The organism is Mucilaginibacter sp. P4_C11 (assembly GCF_056402115.1).
Genome location: NZ_JBFUIA010000004.1, coordinates 227,735 through 241,592, shown reverse-complemented (window position 1 = coordinate 241,592; position 13,858 = coordinate 227,735). Strand labels below are relative to the sequence as shown.

The following is a 13,858-nucleotide window of genomic DNA, read 5'->3' as shown; positions in this document are numbered from 1 at the left end:
AACAAACTATAAATAATGACGGATTTTAAGAAATGCGCGGCGCTAATGGTATCTATCTTATGGTTCAATTGTTTAATGGCACAAAACCCCCTTATACAAAACCAGTTTACCGCCGATCCCTCGGTACGTGTTTTTAATGACAAGATATACCTTTACCCGTCGCATGACATTCCCGCTACACCCGGGCATGGCCGGGCTGGCTGGTTTTGTATGCAGGATTATCATGTGTTCTCGTCAGTCAACCTAACCGATTGGGCGGATCACGGCGTAATTGTGAGCCAAAATAAAGTACCCTGGGCCGACCCGGCAGCTTATAGCATGTGGGCTCCTGATTGTATTGAGCGGGCCGGTAAATATTATTTTTATTTCCCGGCACCTGCAAAACCTGGCGGCGCCAAAGGCTTTTCAATTGGTGTTGCAATAGCCGATAAACCTTACGGTCCCTTCGTTCCTCAACCGATGCCCATAGCCGGGGTTCATGGTATAGACCCGAATGTGCAAATTGATAAGGACGGACAGGCATATATTTATTGGGCCCAAGGAAATCTGTACGGCGCAAAACTCAAAGCTAATATGCTTGAACTGGCATCAGAGCCGATAAAACTTGATGGTTTCCCTGATAAGGGATTAAAGGAGGGGCCTTATTTATTTGAACGAAAAGGTATTTACTACATGACTTATCCGCATGTGGCCGATAAAACAGAACGGCTTGAATATGCCATGTCAGATAGTCCCCTCGGGCCCTTTAAATATGCCGGCGTACTTATGGACGAATCAGCTTCGGGTTGCTGGACAAATCATCAATCTGTCATAGAATTTAAAAACCAATGGTACTTGTTTTATCATAATGACGACTTATCGCCGGCCTTTGATAAAAACCGGGCTGTACAGGCCGATAGTTTATTTTTTAATGAAGATGGCACTATCCGCAAGGTCATCCCTACATTACGTGGCGTTGGCGTAACTGCCTCATCAAAAAAAATACAGGTAGATAGGTATAGTGCTAAAAGCGCGGATGGAGTAGAGGTGGAATTTATAGATACGCTAAACAAATTCAAGGGCTGGAAAGCGATTTTCAATAAAACCAACTCTTGGATAAAATACAACAGTGTGTTTTTTGGTAAACAAACAGCAAGACACATTAGTGTAAACGCCTGTTCGGCAACCGGCGGAACGTTAGCAATAAGTACAGAAGATAATCCGGATAAGGTTATAGCAAGAATTATTATACCAAAGGGTAACAGTTGGAGCGTTGTTAAAAAAGCTTTAATATCGATGCCTGCCGGCGTAAAAAACATTATTGTGCAAACAGAAGGCAGCGGCCATGTAGAAGTTGACTGGATAAGCTTCAATTAAACGCTACTTACCGAATGTTTCGTGATAAACCTACCAGCGTGTAAACATATTGAGATAAATATGTTTACACGCTGTGTTAGAAATCAACCTATGTCCGAAAAATCTCCAAGCTGCGCTCTCTTTTTATGCATTTTCGTTCAAAAAAGAGCCGCGTGAATTTTACGGGCATAGGTTGATGTTTTCAATAATAAACGGGATTCTGTTCTACACCAATACGCTGTTATTTTCTGCCTTTCTGTAATCGGATGGCAACATGTTAAACTTTTCTTTAAATGACCGGGAGAAATAATGCGGTGTCGCAAAACCTGCTTCATAGGCTATTTGAGTAACTGTCAGATCGCTTTTTAGAAGCAGTATTGCAGCACGGTCAAGCTTATATGAGCGGATAAATTCAACGGGAGGAAGCCCGGTAAGCTCAAATATTTTTGTGTAAAGTGCTCCCCGGCTCATTGCCAAATGCTCGCTAAGGTCCACAACAGAAAATTTCGGGTTKTTTAAGTTGTTATCTATGTAATTGATCACCTTGTTTAAAAATTTCTCCCTGCCCGATTCAACCGCTATATCGGGGTGAATGACCGTCAATTGCTTTTTGTAGGTGTTTTTAAGCATGGTATTAAGCTGTAACAGATTTTTAATTTTGACATTCAAAATTTCAAAATTAAAGGGTTTGGTCAGGTAATCATTCGCCCCCGATTCAAGCCCTCTTAACTGCTCGTCTTCGCGCGTGCAGGCAGTAAGCATTATAAACGGAATGTGACTGGTACGTTTATCGGCTTTTATCTTCCTGCTCAGCGTAATGCCATTCATAAATGGCATGGTTATATCGCTAATGATCAAATCAGGATGGCATGATAGTGCCTTATCCCAGCCCTCTGCACCATTTGAAGCTTCAACAATTTTATATTGCGCCATTAAATGGTCTTTAATGTAAAAGCGAAACTCATCATTATCTTCCACGATAAGCAGTAACGGCATGTCTGTAATTGCCTGCGCAATATTTCTTTTTGTACGGAGCTCTTTTTCCTTAATATCTGTTTTACCAGCAAGTTGAACTTGTATTGACCGCTCAGCAAAAACTTCAAGAGGGATCCTCACGCTGAAGTCAGAACCTCTTCCTAATTCGCTTTCAACAGTAATGGTGCCGCCGTGCATTTCAACAAACTCTTTAGTAATTGACAAACCGATTCCGCTTCCCGGATTTACGTTTGCTGCGTTAGTTTCTCCTGCCTGGTAAAACCGTTTAAATATCAGGTGTTTCCTGTCCGGGTTGATGCCGATACCGGTGTCACTTATTTTAAATTCCAAAGTAGTTTTATCAATGTGCGGCGTAGGGTGCTGAATAACGTCAACAGAAACCGCCCCACCGGGTGGTGTAAATTTAAATGCGTTGGAGAGCAGGTTAAATAAAATGCGCTCTACCTTATCGTGGTCAAATCGAACGAACAACTTTTCGGCGGATGTCTTAAAATTAAAGGTGATGCTTCGCGATTCTGACAGGTCATGAAAAGAATCTACAACATCGCTTACAAATGAAAATATTTCGCCTTCGGTGAGGTTAAGCTTTAATTCTTGTTCTTCTAACTTGCGGAAATCTAAAAGCTGGTTAACCAAATTCAACAAGCGCCGCGCATTGCGCCGTATCACGGCCAATTGGCCTGTGGTTTGTTCATCCTTATGTTCTGCCAACAGCTTATCTGCAGGTGCCATGATAAGCGAGATTGGTGTGCGGAACTCATGGCTGAGGTTAGTAAGAAATTTAATTTTAAGCTCATCAAGTTCATGCAATCGCTCTGCTTCCCTTCTTTCCTGTTCCAGCGCCAGTTTTCCTTTTAATTTCTTTATCCCTCTGTGACGGATGAACAATAACGAGCCCGAGGCCATCAGGGCGTATAACAAATAGGCGTACCAAGTCATCCATATTGGTGGATGAATTATAATACGAATTTGGGCGCCTGAATTATTCCATATCCCATCGTTATTGCAAGCCCGCACTACAAAGAGGTATTCGCCAGGATCTAAATTGGTGTAATACGCCGTTGTAGCCGAACCTACATAATTCCAGTTTTTATTGAACGATTTAAGCATATAGGCATACCTGCTCTGCTGGGGAAGCGTGTAATTAATGGCAGAATAACTGATTGAAAAGTTTTCTTTATAATCCAGGTCAATTTGGGTTGCTACCGAAATATCCTGTTTAAGCGGTGAGTGGCTGCCGGATAACACAACGTTATTGTTAATTTTAAGGCTGGTTAAAAATACCGGGGGAGTATTGTTGTTAAGTTTTACATCCTGCTGCGGGTCAATATAATTAAAGCCCTTGGCCCCGCCAAAGAAAAGCAGGCCCTTGGTTGTCCGGAGGCCCGATCCGTCGATGAACGCATCGTTTTGTAGGCCATTGTAGGTGGAATAATGAGTGAACTTTTTAGATACTGCGTTAAACCTGCATATTCCCTTATCAGTGCTTAACCATATGTTGCCGCTGTAGTCCTCCAGTAGTTTATGTACAACGCCATCTGGCAATTCGTTTGGGGCCGAGTAATTGACAAATTTTTTATGGTCGAGGTTAAAGCAAAATAGCCCATCTCCGGCAGTGCCAATCCACATGTTGCCCTTATGGTCCTGCAACAGCGAAAAAGTGCGATCAATAGCCATTCCGGTAATCTTGTTATTATACACCCGGAACTTTTGAGTAGTGGGATTTAAGACTGCTATTCCGCTGCCATAGGTGCCAATCCAAATGTTTCCGTCGCGGTCCTCTTCAATAGCTCTGATATAACCATTTACAGGCAAATTACGTTCGCCGGCAGTTGCAGGAGTTGACGTATATTTAAAAAAGGTTTTTGTGCCAGGGTCAAATACATTAACGCCGCCACCATTGGTCCCTATCCATACCCGGCCTTTACTGTCTTCCTTTAAGCAAAAAATTTCGTTGTGGTTTATGTGTGCATTATCATTTCCTGCATTTAACTGTTGGTACGCGCCTGTTTTTGTATTGTAAATGAACAAACCATCCTGGAACGTGCCTATCCAGAGTTGTTGATTGCGGTCAAGCATCATGGTTAGTATAGGAAGCCCGGCCGAGTTGCTGCTTGTTTTTGATTTAATAGGAATATGACTGAACAAGCCGCTCTTGACATGAAAAAGATTCAAGCCTCCGCCATCTGTGCCAACAAACAGGTCCCCGTCCTTATTCTCGGCAAATGACGAAACAAATGGCGCGCTTAACCCGGCAGGATCATAAGCATTGTTTTGCTTTGAATTAAATAAAGTAAGGTTTTTGTCATACTTATCCACACCACCCTGGTAAGTGCCAAGCCAGTAAATTCCATCGGGGTCCTTATAAATACAACGGATGGATTTACTGCTTACGCTGTATTTATCCCTATCGTCATGATTGTAACGTTTTACCTTTCCGGTTATTGGATCTAAGATATCCAAACCGCCTTCGGTACCTACCCAAATTTTATGGCCATCCGCAGCAATGCTATATATAAGGTTACCGCTAAGGGTACTATCATCATCAGGGCTGTATTTGAAACTTGTAAAGGTTTTTAAATCTGCCGATAGGGTGCTTAAGCCATTGTCAGTCCCTATCCATAATTTATGCTGAAATTCGGCTATGGTATTTATCGCCTCACCCGGTATACTTGCGGGGTCGTCTTTTTTGTGCATAAAGGCAATGAAGCTGTTTGATGGTTCATTATAAAGATAAAGGCCTTTACCTGTCCCTATCCACATCCGGCGCTGACTGTCCTGAAAGATGGATAATATAACACCCGAATGTAGCTGTCCGGGTTTTTGCTCATCGGTTTTGTAAAATACCTCTTTGTTTGTTTTAGGGTCAAGCACGCACAGGCCTCCTAACATACCAATCCAAAGCCGGCCGTGCGTATCACCGTAGATAGATTTGATGTAGCTGTTTGCAAGATGTCCGGATGCAGAACTCTCCTTGTAATTTCGGAACTGATCTTGAGAACGGTCAAGGTAATATAGCCCGCCTCCCATGGTTGCTACCCAAAACTGCCCAGCCTCATCCTCGTACATACTTGTAACCTCCCTGGAGCGAAAGCCCGATTTGTCCGCAGGGTCAAAACGATACGGCTTATGTTCTAATCCGTCAAATCTGTCCAGGCCATCCGCTGTTGCAAACCACAAAAAACCATAACGATCCTTAATGATTGCATTAATCGTGTTTGACAGCAAACCATCGTGAGATGTAAGTACAGTAAATCGTAAAGACTGCCCCTGGCATTGATTAGTGATAAGGATTGATACTGTGAATACAATTAAGAATAATCGTGTAACCGCAGCTCGCTTAAGTTGTAATAGGCAATTTAACATTCCGGTACTGTTTAAAAAATTTGTACAGCATCCCGCTTTATCCGCAGATGATGTACTAATAATTTCATTTTCAAAAATAGGAGGTTTATAACGGTGCAACTTCAAACAAGTGTTTGGTGAAAATCACACAACGTAAATATAAACTATAAATTAATAAAAAGCAATCGATTGCATAAATAAAAAAATAGCGATTTTAACCTGAATGCCCGGTGCAATATTTACTTGCATATTTGAATTTGTAACGTAAAACATCGAGGTAAAGCCTCTTAATTTGTAGTAACTTGAGGCGGCCGTTTATTGCTGATAAACCTTCGGTATCACAATTTACTTTCCAATGCAGAAATGAAATATTAGGCAGTCAAATGATTTAGAGTTTTGCTGTTGCCTTGCCTGATTAAGGCATAGGTGTCGTAAAAGGGTAGTTATTTCAACCAAAGTGTTGATTAATTCAACATTTGTGGCACATCAAGTTCTGTTTTAAAAATACTTTTGGTCAGAGTTGATTTAACAAATGTTGGTTTCACAACGTTGAATGCTTAAATCGCCAGATGAACAACCATTCTGTAAACCAACACTTCAATTTAAAACGCGCCGGGCACAATCGGAATTATCAAATATTATGCACCAATTAATCCGGCTTACGGGCCTTATCTTCATCTTCACGCGCTCCGTTTTGTTGGTAAACGGCCAGGAAAAAATACCAGATTCCTCTCGGTTTTATCAAACAGTTAACACCTATGTGAACCCTATATTACCTGGCGATCACCCGGACCCCACCTTACTTAAGATAGGAGATGATTTTTATCATTGCGGCTCTTCCTTTCATTTTAACCCCTACCTGCCCATTTATCACTCAAAAGACCTTGTTCATTGGGAGGTAATAAGCAGGGTGCTGCCATCACCCAAAGCAGCCTGGGTTACCGATAGGCCTTCAGTGGGTATCTGGCAGGGTGCTATAACCTACTTTTACGGCTCCTACTGGATCTACTTTTCGGCCGGCGGGCAGTGGTTTTGTAAGGCAAGTTCCCCTAAAGGGCCATGGTCTGCTCCTGTACAGGTAAAGTCTAACCCCGAAACAGGTAACCTTGGTTATGACAACTCCATTTTTGTGGATGATGACGGAAAACCTTACATGGTCATAAAAAACGGTCAAAAAGTTAATCGTTTACAAGCCTTGGACAGGGATGGCCAATTAACAGATCATGTGATAAATCTCGATTGGGTAAACGCCAGGCTACAATATAGCTGGGCAGAGGGCCCGGTAATGTGTAAACGTAATGGCTATTATTACTACTTCCCGGCTGGCGATGTTACCGGCGGACAATATGTTTTAAGAGGAAGAGCATTGACAGGCGATTCGACAAAATGGGAGAGGCTGGGTAACTTTTTTAAGCCGGCTACCGATGATAAGGCAGGTTTTCGCCGCCCTAACCACATTTCGGCTCCCGTTCAATTAGCCGATGGAACGTGGTGGACCATCGGGCAAAGCTATGAAAAGTACGATGGCGACGACTGGTCTGGTACCGGGCGCCAAACCTCTCTTTATCCCGTAACCTGGGAGGGCGACAGGCCATGGGGCATGGCGCCAACCACCTTGCCTGTTCCGAAACCGAACCTGCCAGCATCAGGTATTTCATGGACAAGTGTAAAGACAGATTATTTTGACGGCAGCGTATTGAGTCTTAACTGGCATTTCCTCACCAAAAAAGCTTCAGCATCTTATTCACTTACCGCCCGGAGGGGCTGGATAAGGCTTACGCCCGATTCTGCCCGTACCCATCTTGTTCAAAAAGAAACAGACCACTATTATTCCGCTGTTACCAAAGTTGACCTGCGGGCAACCAATGACGCTACCAAGGCTGGCATTTACCTTACTAACGGAAACCAGGCAGTAGTGGTGAGGCTTTACAGTGGTTACAATAACGGAAGGAAAATTGTTTTTACTATGGATACCGCCAGTAGGAGCGCGCCGAACATCTTCGGAAACACAGTTTGGCTGAAACTGGAAAGAAACGGCCATGAACTAACCGGATATTATAGCGGCGACGGAAAAACCTGGGTTTCTTTAGGCGGGGCAATTAATGCAGTTAAACTTGATGGAACCCAGCCAAATTATAATTCATGGGTAGGTACAAGCGTAGGGTTATTTGCAGAAGGAAAGCCGGCGGACTTCGACTGTTTTATTTGCAAGGACGGGGCCTCATCCTTACCGGCAGCAGGCTATCGTAATTACTATGGAATAGCAACTGTTAATAAAGGGATGGAGAAAACAGTAACCAATACATCCTTGTATGGCGGATGGTTTATGATATCTGGTGTGGAACTTGGAAATCAGTCGCCGTCTTCAGTCCAGGTACTTGCTTCGTCAAATCGCAAAGGCACGCTTCAAATATGGCTTGATGATCTTCGGACCGGTAAATTGATAGCTACAATACCGCTAAGTGCTACAGGCAACGGTGGTTATAAAACATTCAGCAAACAACTTAAAAATGTTACCGGGCAACATGACATTTTTGTGCAGTATCCAGCAGGCGTTCCGCAAAGCATCTTTATTAAAAGCATAAGGTTTCCCGGCAAGTAGGATGACTTTAGTTATTGACCAATATGAAAATTAGTAAGACAAAATCTTTATTTAACTACGACTTAAGTATGCAAAAATTAGTGTTACTGTATGTAATGATTGCTTTGCTACCCGCTTTGGCAAATAGCCAAAACCACAAAGCTTCCAAAAAAATGCCAGGTAAAGGGGCTGTTGCTTCTGGTTTTTATCCTGATCTTTTTCATGAAGCAGGATACAGCAAGGGTGATATCAACATAAAGGTGGCCAAGGCTTATCATGATGTGTTTGAAGGCCCCAACAAGGTTTATTTCGAGGTAGGCGATTCAATGGCCTACGTGTCTGATGTGAAAAACCACGATGCCAGGACAGAGGGTCTTTCATATGGTATGATGATCGCTGTGCAGCTTAATAAAAAAGATGTCTTCGACCGCATATGGAGATGGTCAAAAAAGTATCTTCAACACCAGGACGGGCCAAGCGAGGGATATTTTGCCTGGAGCATTAATCCGCAAACCATGAAGCATAACTCAGAGGGTTCTGCATCTGATGGAGAACTATACTATGTAACCGACCTGCTTTTTGCCTCCAATAAGTGGGGAAACAGTACAGGCATTAATTATTATGCGGAGGCCAGGCGGATACTTGATGCCATGTGGAAAAAAGAAGGCGCCGCGAATGTTCATCCTTTAATAAACATGGCGGCTAAGCAAATTTCCTTTGTGCCCGAAGGCGCCGGGTATGGATGGACAGATCCGTCCTATCATCTGCCTGCATTTTACGAGGTATGGGCGCTTTATGCAAAAGACGGCCATGAACAATTTTACCGGGATTGTGCAGATACTGCGAGAGTGTTTTTACACAGGGCTTGTGACCCCGTTACAGCACTTAACCCCGATAATACCGATTTTAATGGCAAGTCACTCGGTGGAAGGCGAATGCCGTCGGCTTTTCGTTTCGACTCCTGGCGCGTACCAATGAATATCGCGATGGATTATGTGTGGTTTGGGAAAGACAAAAAGTGGCAGCAGGATTATGCAAAACGCTTTCAAAACTTTTTAAGATCGAAGGGGATAAATGATTTTGAGGATCAGTTTAACACAGATGGATCTACACCCGCTTTTGTTCTTCCGGCAGGAGGAGTCAAAAAATTACGGCATTCTTTGGGATTGGTGTCCACCTCTGCCGCAGCCTCGCTCATGATAGCCGATAATACAAAATTCGATTTCGTGCGGCCTCTTTGGAGCGCTAAACTCGAACCTTATACAGATGGATATTTCGATCCATATTACGACGGCTTGTTGTATTTATTCAGCCTGATGCATCTCAGCGGCAAATACCAGCTTATACAACCACAAACCAATTGATAAATTATTTACCTGTCAACAATATTAACAATGAGTATATTACAACATATTAGGCAAGTTTTGTTTGCGGCATACGCTGTTCTGCTATTTACCATACCGGTTTTTTCACAAAATATAGTTCACCAGGCAAGGGCGGGCTTCGATGTATTTCGTGCAGATATTCCGCATGGTAAAATTGATACCATTACTTATCAATCAAAAACTGTGGGCAATACCCGCCGCGCGCTTATTTACACACCTCCCGGATATTCTAAAAGTAAAAAATACCCCGTGTTGTATCTTTTACATGGCATAGGTGGCGATGAAAAAGAATGGTATAACGGTGGAAGCCCCCAGGTTATATTGGATAATCTATATGCCGAAGGCAAAATTGTGCCCATGATAGTTGTGTTACCGAACGGAAGGGCTTTAAAGGACGACCGTGCGACAGGAAACATCATGGCACCTGATAAAGTACAAGGTTTTGCCGTTTTTGAAAAAGATTTGTTAACCGATCTGATACCCTTTATTGATAGTAAATACCGTGTATATACAGATAAGGACCATAGGGCAGTGGCCGGCCTTTCTATGGGCGGCGGGCAATCATTAAATTTTGGCTTGGGAAACCTTGATGTATTTTCATGGGTTGGTGGCTTTTCCTCGGCCCCCAATACTAAAAAGCCTGAAGAACTGGTCCCTAACCCCGACGAGGCAAAAAGAAAACTGAAGTTGCTTTGGATATCATGCGGATCAAGCGACGGGCTAATTGCATTTAGCAAACGAACTCACGATTACCTGGCAGAGAAAAGCGTGCCGCATGTCTACTATATCGAGCCGGGTGTGCATAACTTTAAGGTTTGGAAAAATGGCTTATATATGTTTTCACAAATGCTTTTTAAGCCGGTAGATGCCTCAACGTTTCCCCAATATGCTTATAATGAAGTAGGTGTACCGGCGCCCACTAATATTCCGGGCGTGCAGTATCCGCAGATATTTCCGGATAATACCGTTTTTTTTCGTGTAAAGGCCCCGAAGGCACAAAGTGTTCAAATTGACTTATTGAAAAAGTATCCAATGACTAAAGATACCGGGGGTTATTGGACAGTAACTACCGACCCAATTGTATTAGGATTTCACTATTATTCTTTGATAATTGACGATGTTGCTGTGGTCGATCCATCAAGTCAAACTTTTTACGGTATGGGAAGAATGGCAAGTGGGATTGATATTCCTGATCCGGAGGGTGATTTTTATACTACCAAAGATGTGCCTCATGGTGAGGTGCGTTCGGTAAACTACTACTCAAACATAACAAAGGCATGGAGGCGTGCAAATGTATACACCCCTCCTGGTTATGATACCCAAACCGACAAAAGATTTCCGGTGCTTTACTTACAACATGGCTCGGGCGAAGACGAAACCGGCTGGCCCACACAAGGTAAAATGAATTTTATATTGGATAACCTCATAGCCGGGAAACAGGCAACGCCTATGATAGTTGTTATGGATAGGGGGTATGCTACAGATCCAACGCAACCGGTTACTACTAACGCCCGCGGAATGAGTATGGCAGGTAATGTTTTTCCGGATGTGCTTGTAAAGGAAATTATCCCGATGGTTGATGCAAAATTCAGGACGCTTACCGACCGCGATCATCGCGCTATGGCAGGGCTTTCAATGGGAGGGTTTCAAACTTTACAAACTACCATGACCAACATCGATAAGTTTGCCTACGTGGGAGGTTTTAGCGGCGCGGCCTTTATGCAGCCCGGTACCGATATAACCAAAATGTATAATGGTGTATTTGCTGATGCCAATGCTTTTAACAAAAAGCTTAAAGTACTTTATTTAAGTGTTGGAACTACCGAGCCGGAAAGAATGCAAACCACGGTAAAGGGCTTTCACGAAGCACTTGAAAAGGCCGGCATTAAACACGTGTTTTACGAGTCGCCGGGCACTGCGCATGAGTGGCAATCCTGGAGGCGTTCCTTAAACCAGTTTGCAAGCCTGATATTCAAGAATTGAAATTATTTATGAAAATGAAGCTTAGATTGATAGCTGCAACATGCCTTACGTTGTTAAGCCTCAAAAGTTTTTCGCAAGACAAGAATTTTTACATATTTATTTGCTTCGGCCAATCAAATATGGAAGGCAATGCAAGAGTTGAGGCCCAGGATACTACCGCTGTTGATAGCAGGTTTCAGATATTGCAGGCTGTTGATTGCGGCGACAGAGGCAGGATAAAAGATAATTGGTATACGGCAGTACCGCCGTTGGCGCGATGTACAACTGGCTTAACGCCGGCAGATTATTTCGGCCGGACTTTGGTGGCGAATCTTCCTGAAAAGATACGGATAGGCATTATAAATGTTTCTGTCGCCGGTGCCAAAATCGAGGTTTTTGAAAAGGACACCTATCAGTCATACCTTGCAACCGCCCCCGGCTGGATGAAAGGTATAGCCGCCGAATATGGCGGTAATCCATATGCAAGGTTGATAGAACTGGCCACGTTAGCTCAAAAGTATGGCGTAATTAAAGGCGTTTTGTTACACCAGGGAGAATCGAACCCTAATGATACGCTATGGACAGAAAAAGTAAAAGGGATTTATGATAATTTAATCAGGGATTTAAAGCTGAAACCTAAAAAAGTGCCTTTACTTGCAGGCGAGTTAGTAAATGCCGACCAGGGAGGTGCTTGCGCCGCGATGAATAAAATTATCGCCACCCTGCCACAAACAGTTGCCAACTCATACGTTATTTCATCAGCGGGTTGCACCAGTTCTCCCGATCACCTGCATTTTAATGCAGCAGGGTACAGGTTATTAGGCAAACGATATGGCGAGGCTATGCTTTCATTATTAGGTTACAAGCTTAAGGAAACCACGATTCATTAACATGCTGAGCGAAGTATAAAAGTTAACCACTACCAATTAAAACCACTAATAACCAATGAATTTTTCTGCTGTTAATAAAAAAGCTAACCGCGGCTTCCTGCTCCCGGCAATTGCCATTATTGTTTTGTCGCTCGTTCAATGTACACCGAAACACCAGGTGGCTTCATCATTCAAGGCGGGTACTACCGCCGATGATCCGAATAAGGGTTTAAAAGATTATTATAAAAGCTATTTCCCAATTGGTGTAGCCGTTAACACGGCAGCCTTGCATGGCCCTGATTCAGCATTAATTGTCAAAGAATTTAACAGTGTAACGGCCGAGAACGATATGAAGATGGGCCCTATACACCCCTCAGAAAATGTTTATAATTGGAAAAATGCCGATGATATTGTTGATTTTGCCACGAGTCATCATATTAAAATACGCGGGCATAACTTATGCTGGCATAACCAGGAGGCAGCGTGGATGTTTAAAGGGGCCGATGGAAAGCCTGTTACCAAAGAATTGCTGTTAAAGCGCCTAAAGGATCATATTTTTGCTGTTGCCGGAAGATACAAGGGTAAAATTTACGCCTGGGATGTGGTTAACGAGGCCGTTGATGACAGCAATGATACAACGCAGATATACCGCAAAAGCAACTGGTACAACGTATGCAATGGTCCCGATTTTATAGAGGCTGCGTTCAGGTATGCGCACGAAGCCGATCCACAGGCGAAGCTTTACTATAATGATTATAATAGTGAGCACCCGGTAAAAAGGGAGAAGATATATAAATTATTAAAAAAATTGGTTGATGACCACGTGCCGATTGACGGGGTGGGCATGCAGGCGCATTGGAAGTTAAATGAGCCATCGCCCGACGAATTACGTAAAGCCCTGGATGAAGTAACCTCCTTAGGTTTAAAGGTGCAATTTACCGAATTGGATATTACCATACATTTGCCACAACCAAACCCTGCGCCGAGGGCTACAACGCCGCCCGTACCAGACCCTGGTTATACGCCAGAATTGGAAGCCAAACAAATAGCGCAATACAAGATGGCTTTCGATATCTTCCGGCAGTATAAAAAGTTTATAACAAACGTTACATTCTGGAATGTATCTGACCGGTACAGCTGGCTTGACCAGAGAGGCGGAGGCCTAATGGGCGGAGCCGCCGCAGGCGGCAACACGCCACGCATGGTTAAAAAAGCCTATCCCTTATTGTTTGATGAAAACCGGCAGCGCAAAAAAGCATACTGGTCTGTAGTGGGTTTTTAAACGGAGGCAGCTTTTGCCTCGTTGCAGGATACCATGTGGAATTAGCAAAGTGATGTGGGGCGCAAACGCAAACCATGCCGGGAGTTTAAACAGGTGTTATAGG

General features: G+C 43.4%; 7 protein-coding genes. 6 read left to right on the top strand and 1 reads right to left on the bottom strand.

The genetic code is table 11. The features are described from left to right. Window positions 1-15 precede the first annotated feature (15 nt). On the top strand, window positions 16-1,356 hold the full coding sequence (locus AC1DU2_RS05610; protein ID WP_477383241.1) for a family 43 glycosylhydrolase: 1,341 nt from the start codon (window positions 16-18) through the stop codon (window positions 1,354-1,356). Window positions 1,357-1,560: 204 nt separating this feature from the next. On the opposite strand, the gene AC1DU2_RS05605 is transcribed toward AC1DU2_RS05610, so the two are convergent. Continuing rightward, entirely contained in the window at window positions 1,561-5,697 is a 4,137-nt protein-coding gene (locus AC1DU2_RS05605) for a hybrid sensor histidine kinase/response regulator transcription factor (RefSeq protein ID WP_477383239.1), read from the bottom strand. A 619-nt stretch (window positions 5,698-6,316) separates the two neighbouring features. Here AC1DU2_RS05605 and AC1DU2_RS05600 point away from each other — a divergent pair. The 5 genes from AC1DU2_RS05600 (at window position 6,317) to AC1DU2_RS05580 (ending at window position 13,755) form a co-directional block, all read left to right on the top strand. Next, the gene (locus AC1DU2_RS05600; protein ID WP_477383238.1) at window positions 6,317-8,278 is read left to right on the top strand and encodes a family 43 glycosylhydrolase; all 1,962 of its coding nucleotides are present in this window, start codon (window positions 6,317-6,319) and stop codon (window positions 8,276-8,278) included. A gap of 68 nt (window positions 8,279-8,346) precedes the next feature. After that, the gene (locus tag AC1DU2_RS05595) at window positions 8,347-9,621 is read left to right on the top strand and encodes a family 8 glycosyl hydrolase (RefSeq protein WP_477360297.1); all 1,275 of its coding nucleotides are present in this window, start codon (window positions 8,347-8,349) and stop codon (window positions 9,619-9,621) included. Between the two features lie 30 nt (window positions 9,622-9,651). Beyond that, window positions 9,652-11,625 carry an alpha/beta hydrolase-fold protein gene (locus AC1DU2_RS05590; protein WP_477383236.1) on the top strand — a complete coding sequence of 658 codons (1,974 nt, stop codon included), beginning with the start codon at window positions 9,652-9,654 and terminating at the stop codon, window positions 11,623-11,625. A 14-nt stretch (window positions 11,626-11,639) separates the two neighbouring features. Further along, window positions 11,640-12,494 (top strand): sialate O-acetylesterase, encoded by an 855-nt coding sequence (locus tag AC1DU2_RS05585; protein ID WP_477383234.1) that lies wholly within the window; start codon window positions 11,640-11,642, stop codon window positions 12,492-12,494. A gap of 55 nt (window positions 12,495-12,549) precedes the next feature. Then, on the top strand, window positions 12,550-13,755 hold the full coding sequence (locus AC1DU2_RS05580) for an endo-1,4-beta-xylanase (RefSeq protein WP_477383233.1): 1,206 nt from the start codon (window positions 12,550-12,552) through the stop codon (window positions 13,753-13,755). Window positions 13,756-13,858 lie beyond the last annotated feature (103 nt).